22 protein-coding genes are annotated in these 19,596 nt (G+C 64.0%); 8 read left to right on the forward strand and 14 right to left on the reverse strand.

Annotated features, from left to right (window positions below; all coding sequences use genetic code 11):
- Positions 1-5: 5 nt before the first annotated feature.
- Positions 6-635, reverse strand: a complete 630-nt coding sequence (pdxH, locus tag NYQ88_RS17385) for a pyridoxamine 5'-phosphate oxidase (RefSeq protein ID WP_275652361.1) — start codon at positions 633-635, stop codon at positions 6-8.
- A 115-nt stretch (positions 636-750) separates the two neighbouring features.
- On the opposite strand from pdxH, the gene NYQ88_RS17390 reads away from it, so the two are divergent.
- Positions 751-1,686, forward strand: coding sequence for a DnaJ C-terminal domain-containing protein (locus tag NYQ88_RS17390; protein ID WP_275652362.1), 936 nt, complete (start codon positions 751-753; stop codon positions 1,684-1,686).
- Positions 1,687-1,689: 3 nt separating this feature from the next.
- A complete protein-coding gene (locus NYQ88_RS17395) occupies positions 1,690-2,022 on the forward strand; it encodes a hypothetical protein (RefSeq protein ID WP_275652363.1) in 333 nt (110 codons plus the stop codon).
- An 86-nt stretch (positions 2,023-2,108) separates the two neighbouring features.
- Here the strand turns inward: NYQ88_RS17395 and NYQ88_RS17400 are convergent, their stop codons facing one another.
- The 3 genes from NYQ88_RS17400 to NYQ88_RS17410 form a co-directional block, all read right to left on the reverse strand.
- Entirely contained in the window at positions 2,109-3,050 is a 942-nt protein-coding gene (locus NYQ88_RS17400) for an IS110 family transposase (protein WP_275651212.1), read from the reverse strand.
- A 273-nt stretch (positions 3,051-3,323) separates the two neighbouring features.
- Positions 3,324-4,025, reverse strand: coding sequence for a carbonic anhydrase (locus NYQ88_RS17405; RefSeq protein ID WP_275652364.1), 702 nt, complete (start codon positions 4,023-4,025; stop codon positions 3,324-3,326).
- Positions 4,026-4,093: 68 nt separating this feature from the next.
- Positions 4,094-5,038, reverse strand: coding sequence for an L-threonylcarbamoyladenylate synthase (locus NYQ88_RS17410; protein ID WP_275652365.1), 945 nt, complete (start codon positions 5,036-5,038; stop codon positions 4,094-4,096).
- 65 nt (positions 5,039-5,103) lie between these two features.
- On the opposite strand from NYQ88_RS17410, the gene NYQ88_RS17415 reads away from it, so the two are divergent.
- From NYQ88_RS17415 to NYQ88_RS17430, 4 genes are all read left to right on the forward strand, one after another.
- The gene (locus NYQ88_RS17415; RefSeq protein WP_275652366.1) at positions 5,104-6,051 is read left to right on the forward strand and encodes a histone deacetylase family protein; all 948 of its coding nucleotides are present in this window, start codon (positions 5,104-5,106) and stop codon (positions 6,049-6,051) included.
- 8 nt (positions 6,052-6,059) lie between these two features.
- Positions 6,060-6,311, forward strand: coding sequence for an exodeoxyribonuclease VII small subunit (locus NYQ88_RS17420; RefSeq protein WP_275652367.1), 252 nt, complete (start codon positions 6,060-6,062; stop codon positions 6,309-6,311).
- A gap of 144 nt (positions 6,312-6,455) precedes the next feature.
- The gene (locus NYQ88_RS17425) at positions 6,456-7,052 is read left to right on the forward strand and encodes an SCO family protein (RefSeq protein ID WP_275652368.1); all 597 of its coding nucleotides are present in this window, start codon (positions 6,456-6,458) and stop codon (positions 7,050-7,052) included.
- The gene (locus NYQ88_RS17430) at positions 7,049-7,786 is read left to right on the forward strand and encodes a TlyA family RNA methyltransferase (RefSeq protein WP_275652369.1); all 738 of its coding nucleotides are present in this window, start codon (positions 7,049-7,051) and stop codon (positions 7,784-7,786) included. Before NYQ88_RS17425 ends, NYQ88_RS17430 begins: the two co-directional genes overlap by 4 nt.
- Before the next feature lie 142 nt (positions 7,787-7,928).
- Here the strand turns inward: NYQ88_RS17430 and NYQ88_RS17435 are convergent, their stop codons facing one another.
- The 10 genes from NYQ88_RS17435 to NYQ88_RS17480 form a co-directional block, all read right to left on the reverse strand.
- On the reverse strand, positions 7,929-8,429 hold the full coding sequence (locus tag NYQ88_RS17435; protein WP_275652370.1) for a CAP domain-containing protein: 501 nt from the start codon (positions 8,427-8,429) through the stop codon (positions 7,929-7,931).
- Positions 8,430-8,444: 15 nt separating this feature from the next.
- Entirely contained in the window at positions 8,445-9,296 is an 852-nt protein-coding gene (locus tag NYQ88_RS17440) for an aminoglycoside phosphotransferase family protein (RefSeq protein ID WP_275652371.1), read from the reverse strand.
- An 88-nt stretch (positions 9,297-9,384) separates the two neighbouring features.
- Positions 9,385-9,945, reverse strand: coding sequence for a hypothetical protein (locus NYQ88_RS17445; protein ID WP_275652372.1), 561 nt, complete (start codon positions 9,943-9,945; stop codon positions 9,385-9,387).
- A gap of 13 nt (positions 9,946-9,958) precedes the next feature.
- Positions 9,959-10,504, reverse strand: coding sequence for a hypothetical protein (locus NYQ88_RS17450; RefSeq protein WP_275652373.1), 546 nt, complete (start codon positions 10,502-10,504; stop codon positions 9,959-9,961).
- On the reverse strand, positions 10,501-11,667 hold the full coding sequence (dapE, locus tag NYQ88_RS17455; protein WP_275652374.1) for a succinyl-diaminopimelate desuccinylase: 1,167 nt from the start codon (positions 11,665-11,667) through the stop codon (positions 10,501-10,503). Before dapE ends, NYQ88_RS17450 begins: the two co-directional genes overlap by 4 nt.
- Positions 11,668-11,688: 21 nt before the next feature.
- Positions 11,689-12,159, reverse strand: a complete 471-nt coding sequence (locus NYQ88_RS17460) for a DUF805 domain-containing protein (protein ID WP_275652375.1) — start codon at positions 12,157-12,159, stop codon at positions 11,689-11,691.
- Positions 12,160-12,248: 89 nt separating this feature from the next.
- The gene (gene dapD, locus NYQ88_RS17465; protein ID WP_275652376.1) at positions 12,249-13,091 is read right to left on the reverse strand and encodes a 2,3,4,5-tetrahydropyridine-2,6-dicarboxylate N-succinyltransferase; all 843 of its coding nucleotides are present in this window, start codon (positions 13,089-13,091) and stop codon (positions 12,249-12,251) included.
- A gap of 86 nt (positions 13,092-13,177) precedes the next feature.
- Complete coding sequence (locus tag NYQ88_RS17470; protein ID WP_275652377.1) at positions 13,178-15,631, reverse strand: extracellular solute-binding protein; 2,454 nt, start codon at positions 15,629-15,631, stop codon at positions 13,178-13,180.
- Between the two features lie 236 nt (positions 15,632-15,867).
- On the reverse strand, positions 15,868-16,539 hold the full coding sequence (locus NYQ88_RS17475; protein ID WP_275652378.1) for a response regulator transcription factor: 672 nt from the start codon (positions 16,537-16,539) through the stop codon (positions 15,868-15,870).
- Between the two features lie 63 nt (positions 16,540-16,602).
- The gene (locus NYQ88_RS17480) at positions 16,603-16,770 is read right to left on the reverse strand and encodes a hypothetical protein (RefSeq protein ID WP_275652379.1); all 168 of its coding nucleotides are present in this window, start codon (positions 16,768-16,770) and stop codon (positions 16,603-16,605) included.
- A 218-nt stretch (positions 16,771-16,988) separates the two neighbouring features.
- On the opposite strand from NYQ88_RS17480, the gene uxaC reads away from it, so the two are divergent.
- Positions 16,989-18,407: a glucuronate isomerase gene (gene uxaC, locus NYQ88_RS17485; RefSeq protein ID WP_275652380.1), complete on the forward strand. Its 1,419-nt coding sequence runs from the start codon at positions 16,989-16,991 to the stop codon at positions 18,405-18,407.
- Positions 18,408-18,632: 225 nt separating this feature from the next.
- The gene (locus tag NYQ88_RS17490; RefSeq protein ID WP_275651579.1) at positions 18,633-19,574 is read left to right on the forward strand and encodes an IS110 family transposase; all 942 of its coding nucleotides are present in this window, start codon (positions 18,633-18,635) and stop codon (positions 19,572-19,574) included.
- Positions 19,575-19,596 lie beyond the last annotated feature (22 nt).

Below are 19,596 nucleotides of genomic sequence, written 5' to 3' on the forward strand. Positions count from 1 at the left end.
CTCCGTTATGGATAGAGCCGCTGGCTGGTCCAGGAGGCGCTTGGCGTGTCGCGAACGAATTTCACCCGGTCGTGCAGGCGATATTCGCCATCCTTCCAGAACTCGATGCTGAGCGGCAGGATGCGGAAACCGGACCAGTGGGGCGGTCGGAGAACCGCGCCATCGCCGATCTCGGCGGCAAGGTCGGTGACGCGCTCAATCAGAGCGGTGCGGCTCGCCACTGGGCTCGACTGCAGGGATGCGGCCGAGGCGATCTGGCTGCCGCGGGCGCGCGAGGCGAAATAGGTATCGGCTTCTTCTGGCCGAACCACCTCGACGGGACCGCGCACGCGTACCTGGCGACGAATGGTCTTCCAGTGCATGACCATGGCGGCCTGAGGATTGGCGCGCAGCTGCTGGCCCTTGGCGCTTTCAAAATTGGTAAAGAAGACAAAGCCCCGGGCATCGCGAGCGTTGAGCAGCACCATGCGGACGTCGGGCATGCCGTGTTCATCGGCGCTGGCGAGGGCCATGGCATGAGGGTCGTTGGGCTCCGAGGCCGCGGCGAGCGCGAACCACTCCTCAAAAATGGACATGGGGTCGAGCCCTGTCCGGTCGCTGTCGTCGAACAGGCGATCGGAAAGTGTATGCTGCATCTTCGTAATTTCCCGCGCTTCTCACCCTTCGCAAACTGGACAAGCGAGGGGGGCGTGGCCATATAGGACTGCAATTGTTGGCGAAGCAACGCCCGACCACATCAGATTGGACCAAATGCGCGATCCTTACACCGTGCTCGGGGTACCACGGTCCGCAAGCGAGAAGGACATCAAGTCCGCCTATCGCAAGCTGGCCAAAACCTACCACCCCGACCAGAATCCCGATGACCCTTCGGCCCATGCCAAGTTTGCAGAGGCAGCCAATGCCTATGACCTGCTGAGCAATGCGGAAAAGCGGGGCCAGTTCGACCGTGGCGAGATCGACGCCGACGGTAATCCGCGCTTTGCCGGCTTTGGCGGCGGCGGAGCCAGGGGCGGTCCGCGCGGCGCGGCCGGCGGCGGGTTTTCGGCCGAGGACATTCTCAAGGAATTCATGAGCGGCTTTGGCGGCCAGCCCCGCGGCGGCGCAGGCGGCGGTGCGCGCACGGCCGGCGGCGCCCAGTGGGACCCGTTCACGGGTGGCGCCACAGGCGGCCGCGCGGGCAAGGGCGAGGACATTATCGTCAATATCGCCGTGTCGCTGGAGGATGCGCACAAGGCCGCTTCCGTGCCGGTGCGCATGCCCTCGGGCAAGGTGCTGTCGGTCAAGCTGCCGGAAAAGGTCGAAGAGAACCAGCAGATCCGCCTCAAGGGTCAGGGCTCTCCCGGACCGATGGGCGAGCCGGGCGATGCGCTGGTGACGGTGAAGTTCGAAAAATCCAAGCAGTTCCGTCGGGACGGCTCGGATATTCGCACCGATGTGGCCATTGCGCTCTACGAGGCCGTGCTCGGCGCGAAAGTGCGCGTGCCGACGCTCGATGGTCCGGTTGAGCTCAACCTGCCGCCCGGGGTCGATACCGGCAAGGCGCTGCGCCTCAAGGGCAAGGGGCTTTACGGCGACGGCGATCTCTATGTGAACCTGCGCGTCATCCTGCCGCCGGGCGGAGATCCCGACCTCGAAGCGCTGGCGCGCTTCATGCGCGACCAGAAGCCGTACAGCGTGCGCGACTAGCCCATGCACCGGTTCATGCTGGCGGGCGTCGCAGTGGCAGCACTCCTCATGGTTGGGGGCATGCTGCTGCTGGGCCTGCCAGGTGGCATTTATGCAGAACTGACTGCCCCTGTGGTCGAACTGCTGCGCGGCCTGCCGCAGGGGAGCCTGCTCGACAATGACCGGGCCTGGCCGACCGCCATATTGATGGCGCTGATCGTGCCCCCTGCCCTGCCGGTCAGCATGTGGATCATCGGCTGGGTCCGCCCGCAGGCGCATTGGCTCGAAGGCACAGCCTGGGTGCTGGGCGGGATGTATCTCTGGGCGCTAGCCGTGATGTTTTACGCCAGTTTTTAGCTCCGATGAGCTTTTGTCATGACCCGGCTTGCCCGGGTGATCTTGGCTGAGGTGCGATAGATTGCCCGGACGAGCAACCGTGGACATCACTGTTGGAATGCCGGTTCCTGTCGGGCGATGGCGTTGAGGATTGTGATGAGTTTTCTCACCGTTGCGATCATGGCGAGTTTGAAGGGTTTTCCGCGCAGGCGCAGTCTTTGATAGAAGTCGCCGAGAACGGGGTCTTTCACCTTGATGGCGCTGAGCACGGCCATGTAGGCGATATCGCGCAGATGTTTTCGTCCGCCAAGACAGCGGCCGTTGCGATCCGATGCGCCCGATTGGCGGGCATAAGGGGCAACGCCGATGAGTGCTGCGGCCACCTTGGCGGAGACCTTGCCGAGCTCGGGCATGTCGGCCAGTAAGGCGATCGCCAGAACCGGACCGACGCCGGTCACCTGCCGCAGCCGCGCCTGGCGCTGCTGGAGCTGGCGATTGTCGGCGAGAAGGGCAGTGATGGCCGCTTCGATGCGTTTGATCTCCAGGGCGATGGCCGCCAGACGCTCCTCGATCAGGCTGCGCACAAGCGGCTCGTCGATGGTATCGAGCTGACTGACAAGGCCGCTCTTTTCCGCAACGATCCGCCGCCGATGGGCTGTGAACGCGCTCAGCCTTTGTCGGATCGGATCAGACACATAAGGGGTCAAGCTGGCGCGCACGGCCTGCAGATAACGCGCGATCAGAGCGGCATCGATCTTGTCGGTTTTGGCCAATTGGCCGATACCCCGCGCGTAACTGCGGATCCGCGCCGGGGCTAGAACATGCACTTCAAGGCCAGCGGCATGCAGGCTCTCGGCCACGCGGGCTTCATAGCCTCCCGAGGCTTCGAGCCCGATGGCCAACGGCCCCAGTCTGGCCAGGCGCTGCGTCAGCTCGGCGAGCGCCTCCGGTCCAGTGCTGCAACGCCAGGATTTGCCAGCGGGATGGGTATGAACGTCCAGATGCGTCTTGGAAACGTCGATGCCAACGAAGAGGGTGTCGTGTATCATGACCTTGCTCCCAGGCTTGTGGTGCGGGCAACAGCCCGATCAACCGTTCGGGGTCAAAGGGAGCAGACAGGGCCTTGCTCGTCCTCGGCTGTGACAAACCAGCCGGACAAAACGGCCTCCTGACTGCATCAGCCGGGATGCGCAACCCGGCTGATGCCACCACTAAAGCACAGATCCTCCACACAAGCCGGGCAATGACGATGGGTGGGATGGAGCAGAGGCTCTCGCCCCCCACCCCTGCCCTCCCCACAAGGGGAGGGAGTTGGGCCGGTGTCAGACCAGGCCGACAGACCCTGTCGCGAGATCGTAGACTGCGCCGACCACTTTGACGCCGCCTGAGGCGACCTGGCCTGCGATGATCGGCTCGGCCGTGGTGAGGCGGTTGACGCCGAGACGGACGTTTTCAGTGATTGCGGTGTTGAGAATGTCGCCATCGGCCGCGAGTGCGGTTTCGGCGGCCGGCTTGATCTCGCGCAGCATTTCGGGGAGATGGCCGGGAAGCTCGATCTTGTCGCGCACGACCTTGATGGCCGCATCGACGGCGCCGCAATTTGAATGGCCGAGCACCATGATGAGGCGCGTGCCGAGGAAATTGACGGCGTATTCGAGACTGGCGAGGCCATCGTCGCTGACGAAATTTCCGGCGAGACGGACGACGAAGAGATCGCCGGGGCCCTGATCGAAGGCGAGTTCCGGGGACACGCGGGAGTCCGCGCAACTGAGGATGGCGGCGAAGGGCCGCTGGGTCAGCGCACGCTGGGCGCGGCCGACAGAGAAATCCGTGTTGGTGCGGGTGCCGGAGGCGTAACGGGCATTGCCGTCGATGAGGCGCTGCAGGGCGGCGTCGGGATCCACCGTATCGGCGACCGACTGGGCGGACGCTGGCAGCGCGCTGGCGGCAAAGGCGGCGAGGCCGCCAAGCAGGACGGTGCGCCGGGACGGAGCCGGCACGGGCAGGCCGCAGATCTCACACATATTGTCCTCCCCCAAGGTACGGAGGGAGTGTGCATGAGCGGATTTACGAATTCCAGCGGGAAATGGGATCAGCCGCGCGGGGCGGCGGCGCGGGCGAGGCGGTCGTTGATCGCTTCGCCGAGACCCGTTTCCGGAACCGGGGCCACGGCGATGGTCGGGACACCCGCGGCGTCGAGTTCATGCAGCATGGCAAAGAGGTTGCGCGCGGCTTCGCGGAGATCGCCTGTGGGCGAGAGGTTTCTCGTGGGGCCGTCGAATTTTTCTTCGGCGGCGGGGCCGAAGGCGAGATAGGCTTCGCCCTTTTGCGGTGCGGTGTTTAGGCGGATATGGGCCTCGGGGGCGTAGTGGCTGAGCAACATGCCGGGCGCGGAAATCTTGGCGCCCTTTTCTGCCAGCTCGACCTTCATGCCCATGGCCGCCTCGATATCTTCGCGCGCCATGGCGCCGGCGCGCAGCTGGACGAGACGATCGCCATCAATGGTGATGATGGTGGACTCAACACCGGCCTTGCAGGGCCCGCCATCGAGGACGGGGACGGCGCCGGCGAAACCGCGGCGCACCTGCTCGGCCGTCGTTGGCGAGAGCTTCCCGGATGGATTGGCAGACGGCGCGGCAAGCGGGCGGCCGGTGGTGCGGAGGAGTTCGCGGGCCAGCGGATGATCGGGGATGCGGATGGCGACGGTCGAGAGACCGGCCGTCGCCACATCTGCCAGGCCATTGCCGGGCTTTTGCGGCAGGACAATGCTGAGCGGGCCGGGCCAGAGCGCAGCAAGCCGCAGCGCCAGCGGCGAGAACTCGGCAAAATTCTGCGCCATATCGAGATCGGCAACATGGATGATCAGCGGATTGAAGCGGGGACGGCCCTTGGTCTCGTAAATCGAGAGCACGGCGTCGGCATTGGTGGCGTCTGCGCCCAGACCATAGACAGTCTCGGTGGGGAAGGCGCAGAGCTTTCCGTCTCGCAGCAGGGCTGCGGCGCGCTCAATCTCTAGCTGGTCCGGGGAAATGGTCATGGCGGCTGTTTGACAACAGGCCCGGGCCGCGTCAAGACACAGATGCGCATCTCCGGAAGGCCACAGTGAGCACGCTTCTCGTCAGTCAACGTAATTTTGAGGACCACCGGACTCCGCAAGGACATTCCGAGCGGGCCGACCGCATGCGCGCGATCGAGGATGCGCTGGGGGCGAGTCTTTTTGACGGGCTGGTGCGCATGGATGCGCCTGACGGCGATATCACGCTGGCCGAACTGGTGCACGACGGCAGCTATATGGGCCAGCTGCGCGACGCGCGGCCCGCTGAAGGCATCGGCCAGCTCGATGCAGACACCTTCATCTCCGATCGCTCGCTGGACGCGGTTTCGACCGGCCTCGGCGGGGCGCTCGCCGGGTTGCATGGCGTGTTGCTGGGCGATGTCGACAATGCGTTTTGCGCCATTCGTCCGCCGGGGCACCACGCGGAAATTGCGCGGCCGATGGGCTTTTGCCTCATCAACACGATCGCAATCGCAGCGCGGGAAGCGCAGCGCAAATATGGCGCGGAGCGGATCGCCATTGTCGATTTTGACGTGCACCACGGCAATGGCACGCAGGACATTTTCAAAGACGACCCCAATATTTTCTTCGCCTCAAGCCACCAGATGCCGCTGTATCCCGGCACGGGGCACCCGTCGGAAACCGGCGTCGGCAATATTTTCAATGTGGCGCTCGATGCGCAGGGCGATGGCAGCGATATGCGCGCCGCCTACAAGGACACGATCCTGCCGGCGCTCGACAATTTCGCCCCGGACCTTTTGCTGATCTCGGCAGGGTTTGACGCGCACAGGCTCGACCCGCTGGCGCAGCTCAACTGGGAAGACAGCGACTATTCCTGGCTCACGGGAAAGTTGATGGATGTCGCCGAGCGCCGCTGCGGCAACCGGATTGTGTCGCTGCTCGAAGGTGGCTATGACCTCAAGGGCCTCGCCGGGGGCGTGCGCCACCATGTGGCCATGCTGCTGAACGGGGTTGCGCCCACGGACAAGGAATAGGACGAGCCATGGCTGAAACTGCCCATGACGATGTGAAGTCGCTGAGCTTCGAAGCCGCGCTGGAACAACTCGAGCAGATCGTCCAGAAGCTCGAAAGCGGCCGCGCCCCGCTGGCGGAATCGATCGCCATTTATGAGCGCGGTGAAGCCCTCAAGGCGCATTGCGAAACCCTGCTGCGCACGGCCGAAGCGCGCATCGAGAAGATCACGCTCAGCCGTGAAGGCAAGGCCGTGGGTGTGGAACCGCTCGACGCGAACTGAGGTTTTTCGGGGCCGCGCGTTGAGGCCCCCTCACCCTAGCCCTCTCCCCGGAGGGGCGAGGGGATTTGGCCGGTGGGTGCGGATCGATCCTGCCTTGAGCAGTAAATCGCGACGCTGCGTCCGGTGCCAGAAAGTTACAAAACAATGACGAATAAAGGTCTGCGCAATTTTCGGATCGTGCTGTGGGTGCTGGTGGCGATTGTCGCTATTGGCGCGACGGCGCTCTACATGTTCCGACCGCCCCAGCGACCGCTGGGCGTGACCGGACAGGAATTTGCGCTGGCTTCGACCAAGGGCGGCACGTTTACGCAGAAGGATCTGGCGGGCACGCCAAGCCTGATTTTCTTCGGCTACACGTTCTGCCCGGATGTGTGTCCGACGACGCTGGCCGAGACCACAGCGTGGCGCGCCCAGCTGGGCCTTGATGCCGATGATCTGCGGATCATCTTTGTCACCGTTGATCCCCAGCGCGACACTTTCGACGCGGTGAAGGGCTATGTGGAGGGGTTCGATCCCTCCATTATCGGGCTCGTCGGTGACCAGGCGGCGACTGACAAGGCCAAGGCTGCCTTTGGCGTGTTCTCGGAAAAGTCCGGCGATGTGGAGGGCGAATTCTATCTCGTCAATCATACGGCGCTGACCTTCCTCATCGACAAGAACGGCCAGTTCCAGAGCACGATTTCCTATGAAGAAGCCCAGGACACCGCACTGGCCAAGGTCAAGCGGCTCGTCGAGGGGTGAGCGAGCGGATAAGGCTCGATCTGGCGCTGGAGCAACGCGGGCTGTTGCCCAGCCGGGCACGGGCGCGCGACGCCATTTTGCGCGGCACGGTGCTGGTCAATGGCGCACCGGCGAAGAAGCCCAATCAGATGGTGGGTGCTGCCGACGCGGTGACGCTGGATGATCCCGCTGCGCGCTATGTGTCGCGCTCTGCGCTAAAACTGGTGGCGGGGCTGGATGCCGGGGCGGTGTCGGCCGAGGGGAAGGTTTGCCTCGACGTCGGGTCGTCGACGGGCGGGTTCACGCAGGTGTTGCTGGAGCGCGGTGCGGACAAGGTTTTTGCCGTGGATGTCGGACATGGGCAGTTGCACGAGAAACTGCACGGCGATGGGCGCGTGGTGAGCCTTGAGAGCACCAATGCGCGCGAGCTGGATCGGGAGACAATCCCGGATGTGATAGATCTTCTGGTTTCCGACGTCAGCTTCGTGTCGGTGACCAAGGTATTGGAGGCGCCGCTGGCGCTGTGCGCTGAGAAGGCCGATGCGGTGATCCTCTTCAAGCCGCAGTTTGAAGTGGGCCGCGACCATATCGGCAAGGGCGGGATTGTGACCGACGACGCTGCCAGCGCGCGGGCGATGGAGGATGTTATCGCCTTCGTCGAGCGCCAGGGCTTTGCGCACCGGATGAGCGTGCCCTCGCCTATTGCGGGGGGAGACGGGAACAGGGAAACGGTGTTGGTGTTTTCGAGAGGCTAAGCCTGAGTTTTGTGGACGAGGCCCCACCCCACCCTCAATCCCTCCCCATCCAGGGGAGGGAGGCGATAGAGCCGCTGGGTTGGCGAACTAGCCACAGAGTGTCTGAAACGAAGGCGCTAAGGTCGCGCCCGCAAGTGGTCCGTCAGAGCCAGGCCTGAAAGCTGCCGCCGGCGATGAGGGCCCAGTAGAGTTTTCCGGAACCCGTGCGCGCGGTGGCGAGGCCGAATTCGGTGAATTTGGGCGAGAGCAGCGTGTTGCGGTGGCCCTTGGAGGCCAGCCAGCCTTCGATGACATCGGGCAGGGTCTTGTAGCCCTTGGCGACGTTCTCGCCGACAGCGCCGAGATAGCCGGCTTCGGTGACGCGTTCACGCAGGGTGATGCCGAGGTCGTGGCTGAGCGTGTCCTTGCTCGCCATCAGGCGCGCATGGGAGCGAGAAGCTGCTTCGAGGCGCGGGTTATAGGTCCAGTCGGCGACGCCGTTGGCTTTGCGGACCGCATTGATCGCCGCGATGATCTGCTCGCGCGAGAGGCTTTCCGGATTGGTCGAGGTCGACGCCGGCAGCGGCGGAATGGTGGCCGAGCAGGCAGCCAGCAGCGAGGCGGCGCCCATGGCGAGGACGGCGCGGCGGGACAGATCGAGCATCAGTAGGTTCCGGGGTCAGGCCTGATCATAGGCACTGAGCAGATTGGGGAGCACCGCGAGCTGGTTGACGATGGGCTTTTCGGCGTCCAGGTCCCAGCAGGCCGAGAGCGCAGCATGTGCTGCCGCCCAGCCCAGAACGCGCTTGCGCGGATAGTTGAGGCGCTGGGTGAGAATGTCGAGGCGCGCAGCGATATTGCGCGGATCGGCGATCTTGCTGCCGGCACGCTCGGGGTTGATGAAGAAATTGGCCAGCTCATAGGACGGATCGCCCAGAAGCCCCTTGGGATCGATGGCGAGCCAGCCACGATCAGAGGAGATGATATTGTCGTGGTGCAGATCGCCGTGCAACGGCACGATGGCACTGGGCTTGTCGAAGAGCTTGAGCGCAATGCCGGCCGAGCGCGCGTAGAGGTCGCGGGCGGTGTGAGGCCAGGCGCGCACATCGGTGTCGAACAGGAGCTGGAAACGGTCTCGCAGCGGCTGGAGGCCGTCGAGCGGCTCCTTGCGCGGGCGGTGTAGCCCGGTCACCACCGCGGCAAAGGCGATGGTGGTTTCCTCATCGCGCCCGGCGCGGGCCGGTTCGCCCAGCGTCACGCCATCGAGCCACTCCATGAAAATGGTATCGCCGTGGATATCGAAGACAGTGGCGGCACCATCGCCTTCATACCACTGCAGGAGACGTGCACCCCTGCCCTCTTCGTCGGCGGCGATGGCCTTGAGGATTTTGAGCGCCGCGAAATTGCGGCCATTCTGCTCAACCCGGAAAATCCAGCTGCGCGGTGTCTCCGCCACGAGGGCGGACTTGGTGAGGGACCAGCGGATCATGGCGCGGCTGAGCGCGGTTTCTGCAGGAGACTGATTCATCATGGGCGCCATTAGAGCAGAAGGCTGCGTTTGATTCGACTGGCTCGTGTTGATTGACGCGCAAAGGTGAAGGAAATGCGGCTTCGCCTTGTCACATCGGTGGTGGGGGCAGGACCAGCGCGACAATGCCAAGCGCCAGGAACACACCCACGGTCTGCGAGATGAACAGCAGACCGATCTGTAGCGGCGACAGGGTCACGATGAAGCGGCCGATATTGATGAAGGTCAGGAGCGCGATCACCACGATGCCGAGGAGCATCACAATGCCGACTTCGCCGAACAGGGTGGAGATGAGCAGCAGCAGGCCGGAGGCCAGGGTCACCCAATTGCTGGCAACCAGATAGGGCACGAACCCATCCTGACGGCGCATCTGGCGCAGCACGATCCAGGCCATGCCGGCCTGGGCGGCAAAGAGCACGCCATTGATGATGATCGACTGGGTCGGTGCGCCTGCGGGCACCGGAGCGCCCAGCAGCATGGGGCCGAACCCGGCCAGCATCACGGCGATCAGGACGGCGATGAGGCTGCCGACCAGGCCCTTGGGCGAAAAATCGAAATAGGCAGCGGCATCGCGCTTGCCGGTGACGAGAGCGACAAAGCCACGAATGGCGTTCTGGACTTCATCGGCGAATGTCTGGGTAGGCTGGGCCAAGGCAGGGTCTCGTCTAGAGGGCGGGCGCGGCAACAGGGCCAGTAAGCATGTAGAGCGTCATGGGCATGCCGACAAGCAGTGCCATGGTCAAAACGGCGAAAGCAATTGAAACCTCGAGGCTCCACTGCGCCGCCATTCGGGCAAGACGATAAAAGAGATAGCCAAGCCCCAGCCAGAGCACGAGCAGGACTGCGCCTCCAAACATGGAAAAGACAGTGCCCAGCACGAGATAGCAAACGAGACCGTAAAGCCCCGGGACGAGGAGGGCAAGGAGCGGTTGCTCGACCGGGACGGCGCGGCGCGTGACCAGCGCGCCAATGAGGAGCGCCAGGATCGAGAGGCACTGCACCACAAGCCCCGCGGCGAGACCCGGCAAGGTCGGGGCATTGATGCCGATGGCCGCAATGGCGATGGAAACAAGCGCAAAAAAGACGAAGATGACGAGCGCGGTCGCGAGGCCGGCGGGGGTAATGGCAAAATGCTGCTGCCAGCTGGCGTCGCCGCGCAGGATCTTCATCCAGCCGGTAAAGGCCGCGCTGAGAGCGCCCCAGATCTTCATCGGGCCACGGATCCGAAAAAGCGGGTGATGAACTGCCGGTAGATTTCGGTGAGGCCGGTGAGATCCGCGATGGCGATGTGTTCGTCTACCTTGTGCATCGACGGACCGACGAGGCCGCATTCCACCACCGGACCATATTGGGCGATGAAGCGCGCGTCCGAGGTGCCGCCACCAGTGGAATAGTCCGGGCGGCGGCCGGTGAGCGCCTCAATGGCATCGGAAAGGATATCGATGTCGCCGCTGAGCGGGGAAAGGAACGAGCGCGAGGGCACGCCGGCGATGGCGAAGTCGATCGTGCAGCCCCTGGCGTCGACGCCAGCAATGCGGCCGCGGATCCAGTCGGCCAGGGCGTCGGGCGTCCAGAGGTCGTTGTAGCGGATGTTGAAGTGGAGGCTGCCGCTGGCGGGAATGACGTTGGACACGGGATTGCCGACGTCGATGGTGGTCAGCTCAAGGTTGCTGGCCGGGAAATGCTCGGTGCCGGTGTCGAGCTTTTCGCTGCTGAGGGCTGTCGCAACCGCGGCGAGGACCGGCAGGGGATTGTTGGCCTTGTGCGGATAGGCGACGTGGCCCTGGGAGCCGGTGACGACGACCCGACCGGAGAAGGAGCCGCGCCGGCCAATCTTGATGCTGTCGCCAAGCGTTTCGGCGGAACTGGGTTCGCCGACGATGGCGAAATCGAAGGCGTGGCCATTGTCCTTCATCCAGGCGCAGAGCTTTTCGGTGCCGTTGATGGCGTCGGCTTCCTCGTCATTGGTGATGGCGAGCTGGATGGTGCCGGCGTCGGCAGGGATGGCGGCACAGGCGGCGACGAAGGCGGCGATGCCGGACTTCATGTCGGCGGCACCACGGCCAAAAATCCTGCCGTCGTCGATGCGCGGGGTGAAGGGGTCGGAAGCCCAGAGGGCGTGGTCGCCCGGCGGCACCACATCGGTGTGGCCGGCAAAGAGCAAGCGACGACCGCCGGTTCCGCGCGTGGCGAAGAGATTGTCGACGGGATAGGAGCCATCGCCCTCAAATCGCAGCCGGGTGACGGCAAAGCCAAGGGCCGTAAGTTCGGCTTCGAGGAGATCGAGCGCGCCGGCCTCTTCAGGAGTGACCGAGGGGCAGGCGATAAGGCGTTCGAGGAGGCGGACGGGATCGTCCGAAGTCAGTGTGGTCACGGTAATCCCGTCCTTGTTCGATCAGGCAGTGGCAGTGATGGTGACCGGATCCGGCCCGTAATTATTGGTCCCCGGGGTCCCGCGCAGGAAGCCGAGCTGGACCAGCATGTAGATACCGGCGACGGCGAGCAGCAACATCAAAATGCTCATCCACATGTCGGGCGTGGGCACCATCACCCCGCCACCCACGTCGGTCACCGTGAAGCCGAGACCAAAGGTCTGCAGCAGGGTCACGAGGGCCGAGAAGCCCATGAAAATCTTGAAGTCGGTGGCGTCATTGCCGCGATCCTGGCGCCGTTTGATGCCGAGGCACCAGCTTGGGTAGAACAGGATCACATAGGTGATGATCGAAGCGATGAAGGCCCCGGTGACCACGCCCAGAAGCAGACTGAGCACGATGCTGGCAAAGATGAGTCCGACGACGCCAAGCCACCATTGTTTACGCGACAGGCGACCCGAAGTGGTGGTGTAGAGCGCTTGCAGAGTTTCCATGAGTCTTCCCCTCAAAAGACAATCGCGCCGACCCGATGGCCGGCGCGATGTCGAGATTAGGTGAATCGCTTTTGAGGCGCCAGTCCGGCTTAGTCGCGCAGCAGGTCGTTGATGGCGGTCTTGGAGCGGGTCTGGGCGTCGACGGTCTTGACGATGACGGCGCAGTAAAGGTTCGGGCCGGGCGTGCCATCGGGAAGCGGCTTGCCGGGCAGGCTGCCGGAGACGACCACCGAATAGGGCGGGACCTTGCCGATATGGACTTCGCCGGTGGCGCGGTTGACGATTTTTGTCGAGCCGCCGATGAACACGCCCATTGAGATGACCGAGCCTTCGCCAACGACGACGCCTTCGACGATTTCCGAACGGGCGCCGATGAAGCAATTGTCTTCGATGATGGTCGGTGCGGCCTGCAGCGGCTCGAGCACGCCGCCAATGCCGACGCCGCCGGAGAGGTGAACGTTCTTGCCGATCTGGGCGCAGGAGCCGACGGTGACCCAGGTGTCGACCATGGTGCCTTCATCGACATAGGCGCCGAGATTGACGAAGCTGGGCATCAGGATGACGTTCTTGGCGATGTAGGCGGACTTGCGGGCGATGGCGCCCGGCACGGCGCGGAAGCCGGCATCGCGCCACTTGTTCTCACCCCAGCCCTCGAACTTGGTCGGGACCTTGTCCCACCAGGTCGAACCCTGAGCGCCGCCAGTCATGGCCTGATTGTCATTGAGACGGAAGGAGAGCAGCACGGCGCGCTTCAGCCACTGATTGACCTGCCACTCACCATCGATTTTCTCGGCAACGCGGGCCTGGCCGCTATCGAGAAGGTTCAGCGCTGTTTCGACTGCGTCGCGCACTTCGCCACGGGTGGCAAAATTGATCTCGGCGCGATTTTCGAAGGCGGTATCGATGATCTGAGCTAGCTCGGCGTGGGGCATGTGTTCTCCTTGGACAGTTGGCGCGGACATTATTCCTGCGCATGAAGCTGTCAACGAAAATGCGGTGTTTTCTGCGCACTCTCTGCTCAGGATTTTGGTGAAACGATCTCCTGCCAGGTGTCGAGAAAACGCTGTCGACGCAGGGTGTCGAGCGCCACGAGCAGGCTCGGCCCCAACGCGATGGCCTGGATGACGCCGCGGCCGCGCGCCGTGATGGCCTCGCTGGTCCACGGCCCCTCGCCACCCGAGATAACCGAGCCAAGGGCCGTGTCGCCCGCAGCGATGGACTGGCCCGTTGGAGAGAGCGCAAAGTCGATGAAATCGCGCGCCAGCTGCGGATTGGGCGCGCTGCGCGGGATCAGCATGGAGCGCGTGAGCACGAGGACATAATCGTCGGGGACGACGATCTCGATATTGGCGCCATCGGCCTGGCGGGCAAAGGCATAGGAGCCCAGCACATTGTAGCCAAGGGCCAGACTGCCATCGGCGACGCTGTTGAGAATGGCGGGACTGGACCCCGAGAACTGGGCGTTGACGCGGCCAAAGGCGGTGGTGAGGCGCCAGAAGGTGGACGAAATGGTCTGGTCCTGCGCGGCAAGGAGATAACCGACGCCCGAGAGGGCGATGTCATAAGTGGCGATCTGGCCCCGAAACCGCTCGGTCTGGGTCTCGAGCAGTTCGGCGAGCGTCAGATGGGTGCGCGGCACCTCCGCGGGGGCGATGCGGTCGGGATTATAGATGATGACCGCCGGCTCAAAGGTGAAGCCGAACACCTCGTTGCGCCAATGCGCCCATTCGGGGAGCTGGGAAAGATAGGGGCTGTCGTGGCCCAGGGCATGGCCATCATTGGCGAGCTTGAGCTGAAGATCGGAGGCCGAACTTATGAGGAGGTCCGGCACGACCGGCATGGAGCCATCAAGGAACTGCTCGTAAAGAGGGAGCGAATCCATCTCTTCGTAGACGACGCTGACATCGGGATAGACCTGCTGGAAGCCGGCGATGAAGGCGGCAAAGAGCGGCGTATCGGTGACGCCGGCAATGGTGAGCACGGTGGCCGTTGCACCATTGGGCGCGGGATAGTGGCTCGATTTGGCCAGCGCATCCTGCGGCGTGGCAACCAGTGCCAGCATGGCGAGACAGATGGCGGCCAATGCGCCTGCGCCGCGCGCGGGCTGGGCGAGGACGGGAAATTCGACCTGCACCATGAGCCCGCCTCCCGGACGGTCGAGAAGGCGCAGCGTGCCGCGATGGGCGGTGACGACGCGCGAGACAATGGAGAGACCAAGACCGGAGCCGACCACGCCGGCACTGGTCTTGCCCCGCTTGAAGCGTTCGAGCACAGCGATCTTTTCGTCTTCGGCAATGCCCGGGCCGCTGTCGCTGACGGTGAGCACGAGGGTTTCGTCTTTGAGCTCGGCCGAAATCACCACCGCGCCGGTCGAATAGACCAGCGCATTGTCGACGAGATTGCGGATCATTTCGCGCAGGGCGAGGCGGTCGCCGCGCATGCGGGCGGTGCGGGCCGCCGGACTGGGCGAAAGCTGGACGCGGTCCGAGAGATCGGGATCAAGACGGGTGCCGACTTCCTCGACGAGCGACCAGAGGGCGGTGGTTTCGCTATCCTGGCTTTCGAGGCGATGGGAAATAGTGGCGTCCATAAGCAGCTGGCTGACCAGTTGGCTGGCCTGAACCGCCCCGGTGTGGATGCGCTTCACCCTGCCCCGCAGCGCTTCGGGATCGGGCTCGTCCATCGCCACTTCGGCCTGGGCGCGGAGCGAGGCCAGCGGCGTGCGCACTTCATGGGCGGCTTCTGCCACGAGGCCGCTGACCCGCTCCATGGCGCTGCGCAGCCGGGCCATAAAGACATTGAGGGCGGAAACCAGGTGGTCGACCTCCACCGGCACCGGCACGGTGAGCGGGGAGAGATCATCGGGCGCGCGGGACTGCAGCTCCTCCTCGAGCTGGGTGAGCGGGGCAAACATGCGCGAAATGCCAAACCAGACCAGCGCCACCGCAAGCAGGGTCAGCGCAATGACGGGCACGATGGAATTGGAGAGGATTTCGGCGGCCAGGGCTTCGCGCTGGCGCTGGGTTTCGGCGACGTGGATGGTGACCCAGCCGGTGTCGCTGGCGGTCGAGATCAGGCGACCGATGGTGGCGACGCGCACCAGTTCATCGCGATAGACGAGATCGGTGAAATGGGGTTCTGCAGTGGTGGTCTCGCTCATGGCGGCGGCGAGATCGTCGTAGCCGGTGACGGTGCGCGCGCCCGGGTCCTCGACGGCGTAAAACACCCGATCGAGACCGGAGAACATGGCAAAGGCGGCGAAGGGGAGTTCGACAAAGACAGTTTCGTTTTCGACCTGCACGGCGCCGGCGATGGTGAGGGCAGAGGCGGCAAGGAGGCGATCGAAGGCCCTGTCGGAGGCGCGATCGGCGTAATTCTGGATGAAGATGATCAGCACGACGGCCGCGCCGAGGAGAAGCGCGACGGCGAGCGCGAGAATGCGCCGGCGGATGGAGAAGGTGGAGGTCATCATCTCAGAAGCCGGTGGCTCGCGCACCCCCACCCGGCCTCCCCCTGGGAGGGGGAGGAGAAGGTTGGGGGCTTACTATGGACGAGCGAAGCGCGATGGGTCCCTCCCCCTTTTTCAGGGGGAGGTTAGGTGGGGGTAGTGCATGTCGAGACATGCTGCCCCCCACCCCAGCGTCGCTACGGCCGGACGGCCGAGCTTTGCTACCCTCCCCACGGGGGGGAGGGAGAAGAAGAAAGTGTTCAGGCATCCAGGGCTCTCGCCACATAGCCGACGCCGCGGACAGTGCCGATTTCGACGCGGGCCGTTTCCAGTTTCTTGCGCAGGCGGGAAATGTGGAGTTCGAGGGCGTTGACCGAGACCGCCTCGTCGAAATTGAACAGCTGGTTCATCAGCCGCTCCTTGGCGACAACTTTGCCGGCGTGGGTGAGGAGAATTTCGAGGAGGCGGAATTCGCGGCGGCCGAGCTCGAGGCCCTTGCCGCTGATCGAGGCATTGAGCCCGGCGAGATCGAGTTCGAGATTGCCCAGGGAGAGCGTGCTGCTGGTCTGGCCCCCGGTGCGGCGCATGAGGGCGCGGAGACGGGCTTCCATCTCGCGGAGATCGAAGGGTTTTACGAGGTAATCGTCGGCACCGAGATCAAGGAGGCTAACCTTGTCATCGATCTCGGAGCGGGCGGTCATGACGAGGATCGGAGCGGAGAAGCGGCCCCGGCGCAATTCGGCGATGAGGCTGATGCCATCCCGATTGGGGAGCATGAGATCGAGCGCCACGGCGTCGAAATCCTGCCCCTGGGCTGTTGGCACCACGTCGGCGCCGTCGCGGACCCATTCGACACTGTGGCCGGCGGCGCGGAGGCGCTTTTCGATCGCCTCGCCCAGATCCTCATTATCCTCGACCAGCAGAATACGCATAGGCGGTCCCCTCTCCCGGCGCCCATGATAGGCGATGTGGTGCGCCGGAGGAAAGCGGGGCGATCAGACGATGCGGGTGAGAAAGGCGGCGGCGATGGCGACCATGCCAAAGGCGCTGAGACCGGCGGCCAGCATCATGCGCTTGGCATGCTGGACATGGGCGGAGCGGCGCAGCTGGCTGCGCAGGCTCGAGAGATCTTCGGGGAGACTATGCGTGTCGAGATTGGCCATGGCTATTCCCTCGCATTGGTTGGGTCTTTCGACCGGCAACATCAATGGGCAGCCGCCTTGGTGGACTGTTTCTCGCCCGATGGAGGAGAGCCTACGCCGGGCGGGTCGAGGCGCGAATGGCAGGTTGAGATCGGGGTTAATTTGTCTTAAATTTTAACAGCCGTCATCTTGTATGGTAGATGTTGAAACCGGCGGGGGATCGTGGCACATATTGGTCCATGACCCAGCCATCGCACCTTCATCCCGATCGCCTCTTTCCTGCATCCGAGCCCGCGCAGTCTATTGCCCGCGAGCTTTATCCCGCGGTGAAGGACCTGCCCCTTGTCAGCCCGCATGGGCATACGGACCCATCCTGGTTCGCGGACAACGGGCGCTTTGCCAGCCCGACGGCGCTGTTCCTGACGCCGGACCATTATGTGTTGCGCATGCTGCGCAGCCGCGGGTTGAACTATGACGCGCTGGGCATTCCCCGCAAGGCCGGCAAGCCGGTGGAAGGCGACGGGCGCAAGGCCTGGCGGCTGTTTGCCGAGAACTATTACCTGTTTGCCGGCACGCCCTCGAAGACCTGGGTCGATCACTCGCTCCATGCCGTGTTCGGCATCACCGAGGAACTGTCAGCGGCGACCGCCGACAGCATTTATGACGCCATCGACGCCAAGCTGGGCACGCCCGAATTGCTGCCGCGGGCCATTCTCGACCGGTTCAATGTCGAGGTGATCGCAACCACCGAATTTGCACTCGATCCCCTCACCCATCACCAAAAGATGGAAGCCGACGGCTATATCGGGCGCGTGCGCACCACCTATCGCCCGGACGATGTCACCGACCCGAGCCGCCCCGCCATTGTGGAGAACCTGAAAAAGTTCGGCGAGCTGACCGGCGAGGACGTCAGCAAGTGGGATGGGCTGATCAATGCCCACCGCAAGCGCCGCGAGGTTTTCCGCCGCTTTGGCGCAGTGGCGACAGACCATGGCGTGCCGACGGCCAATACGGCAGATTTGCCGCTGGTGGAGAAGCAGGCGCTGCTCGACAAGGTCCTGGCCGGCAAGCACGACGCGGCCGATGCCGAGCTGTTCCGCGCCCAGATGATGACCGAAATGGCGCTGCTGTCGGTCGAAGACGGCATGGTCATGCAGATCCACGCCGGCTCCCGTCGCAATACCGATCCGCTGCTGTTCGGCGAACGCGGGCCGGACCTTGGTGCCGATATTCCGGGACCGACGGACTATGTGGGCGGTTTGCGGGCGCTGCTGTCGCGCTGTGGCAATGAGCCCAATCTGCGGCTCATCATGTTCGTGCTCGACGAAACCACTTATGCGCGCGAGCTGGCGCCGATGGCGGGATATTGGCCAAGCCTGCTTATCGGTCCGCCGTGGTGGTTCCACGACAGCCCGCAGGGCATTCGCCGCTATCTCGACCAGGTGGTGGAAACCGCCGGTTTCTACAATCTTGCCGGGTTCAACGACGATACCCGCGCGCTACTGTCGATCCCGGCGCGGCACGATGTGTGGCGGCGCGAAGTCTGCGGCTTTTTGGGACGCTGGGTGGGCGAGAACCGCCTCAGCCGCTCGTCGGCCGAAGAGATTGCAAAACAGCTGAGCTATCAGGCCGCCAAGGACGCTTACCGGATCAAGTAGAATTCCTTGAGGCTCACCATACCCGCGTCATCACCCGGCTTGTGTGGAGGATCTGTGCTTTAGTGGTGGCATCAGCCGGGTTGCGCATCCCGGCTGATGCAGTCAGGAGGCCGTTTTGTCCGGCTGGTTTGTCACAGCCGAGGACGAGCAAGGCCCTGTCTGCTCCCTTTGACCCCGAACGGTTGATCGGGCTGTTGCCCGCACCACAAGCCTGGGAGCAAGGTCATGATACACGACACCCTCTTCGTTGGCATCGACGTTTCCAAGACGCATCTGGACGTTCATACCCATCCCGCTGGCAAATCCTGGCGTTGCAGCACTGGACCGGAGGCGCTCGCCGAGCTGACGCAGCGCCTGGCCAGACTGGGGCCGTTGGCCATCGGGCTCGAAGCCTCGGGAGGCTATGAAGCCCGCGTGGCCGAGAGCCTGCATGCCGCTGGCCTTGAAGTGCATGTTCTAGCCCCGGCGCGGATCCGCAGTTACGCGCGGGGTATCGGCCAATTGGCCAAAACCGACAAGATCGATGCCGCTCTGATCGCGCGTTATCTGCAGGCCGTGCGCGCCAGCTTGACCCCTTATGTGTCTGATCCGATCCGACAAAGGCTGAGCGCGTTCACAGCCCATCGGCGGCGGATCGTTGCGGAAAAGAGCGGCCTTGTCAGTCAGCTCGATACCATCGACGAGCCGCTTGTGCGCAGCCTGATCGAGGAGCGTCTGGCGGCCATCGCCCTGGAGATCAAACGCATCGAAGCGGCCATCACTGCCCTTCTCGCCGACAATCGCCAGCTCCAGCAGCGCCAGGCGCGGCTGCGGCAGGTGACCGGCGTCGGTCCGGTTCTGGCGATCGCCTTACTGGCCGACATGCCCGAGCTCGGCAAGGTCTCCGCCAAGGTGGCCGCAGCACTCATCGGCGTTGCCCCTTATGCCCGCCAATCGGGCGCATCGGATCGCAACGGCCGCTGTCTTGGCGGACGAAAACATCTGCGCGATATCGCCTACATGGCCGTGCTCAGCGCCATCAAGGTGAAAGACCCCGTTCTCGGCGGCTTCTATCAAAGACTGCGCCTGCGCGGAAAACCCTTCAAACTCGCCATGATCGCAACGGTGAGAAAACTCATCACAATCCTCAACGCCATCGCCCGACAGGAACCGGCATTCCAACAGTGATGTCCACGGTTGCTTGTCCGGG

This window comes from Devosia sp. SD17-2, assembly GCF_029201565.1.
GTDB lineage: Bacteria > Pseudomonadota > Alphaproteobacteria > Rhizobiales > Devosiaceae > Devosia.

Bases quoted from the DNA above. Each gene is read 5' to 3' on its own strand.
- pdxH (WP_275652361.1), bottom strand. From the start codon at position 635: ATGCAGCATACACTTTCCGATCGCCTGTTCGACGACAGCGACCGGACA.
- NYQ88_RS17390 (WP_275652362.1), top strand. From the start codon at position 751: ATGCGCGATCCTTACACCGTGCTCGGGGTACCACGGTCCGCAAGCGAG.
- NYQ88_RS17395 (WP_275652363.1), top strand. From the start codon at position 1,690: ATGCACCGGTTCATGCTGGCGGGCGTCGCAGTGGCAGCACTCCTCATG.
- NYQ88_RS17400 (WP_275651212.1), bottom strand. From the start codon at position 3,050: ATGATACACGACACCCTCTTCGTTGGCATCGACGTTTCCAAGACGCAT.
- NYQ88_RS17405 (WP_275652364.1), bottom strand. From the start codon at position 4,025: ATGTGTGAGATCTGCGGCCTGCCCGTGCCGGCTCCGTCCCGGCGCACC.
- NYQ88_RS17410 (WP_275652365.1), bottom strand. From the start codon at position 5,038: ATGACCATTTCCCCGGACCAGCTAGAGATTGAGCGCGCCGCAGCCCTG.
- NYQ88_RS17420 (WP_275652367.1), top strand. From the start codon at position 6,060: ATGGCTGAAACTGCCCATGACGATGTGAAGTCGCTGAGCTTCGAAGCC.
- NYQ88_RS17425 (WP_275652368.1), top strand. From the start codon at position 6,456: ATGACGAATAAAGGTCTGCGCAATTTTCGGATCGTGCTGTGGGTGCTG.
- NYQ88_RS17435 (WP_275652370.1), bottom strand. From the start codon at position 8,429: ATGCTCGATCTGTCCCGCCGCGCCGTCCTCGCCATGGGCGCCGCCTCG.
- NYQ88_RS17440 (WP_275652371.1), bottom strand. From the start codon at position 9,296: ATGATGAATCAGTCTCCTGCAGAAACCGCGCTCAGCCGCGCCATGATC.
- NYQ88_RS17450 (WP_275652373.1), bottom strand. From the start codon at position 10,504: ATGAAGATCTGGGGCGCTCTCAGCGCGGCCTTTACCGGCTGGATGAAG.
- NYQ88_RS17460 (WP_275652375.1), bottom strand. From the start codon at position 12,159: ATGGAAACTCTGCAAGCGCTCTACACCACCACTTCGGGTCGCCTGTCG.
- dapD (WP_275652376.1), bottom strand. From the start codon at position 13,091: ATGCCCCACGCCGAGCTAGCTCAGATCATCGATACCGCCTTCGAAAAT.
- NYQ88_RS17470 (WP_275652377.1), bottom strand. From the start codon at position 15,631: ATGATGACCTCCACCTTCTCCATCCGCCGGCGCATTCTCGCGCTCGCC.
- NYQ88_RS17475 (WP_275652378.1), bottom strand. From the start codon at position 16,539: ATGCGTATTCTGCTGGTCGAGGATAATGAGGATCTGGGCGAGGCGATC.
- NYQ88_RS17480 (WP_275652379.1), bottom strand. From the start codon at position 16,770: ATGGCCAATCTCGACACGCATAGTCTCCCCGAAGATCTCTCGAGCCTG.
- uxaC (WP_275652380.1), top strand. From the start codon at position 16,989: ATGACCCAGCCATCGCACCTTCATCCCGATCGCCTCTTTCCTGCATCC.
- NYQ88_RS17490 (WP_275651579.1), top strand. From the start codon at position 18,633: ATGATACACGACACCCTCTTCGTTGGCATCGACGTTTCCAAGACGCAT.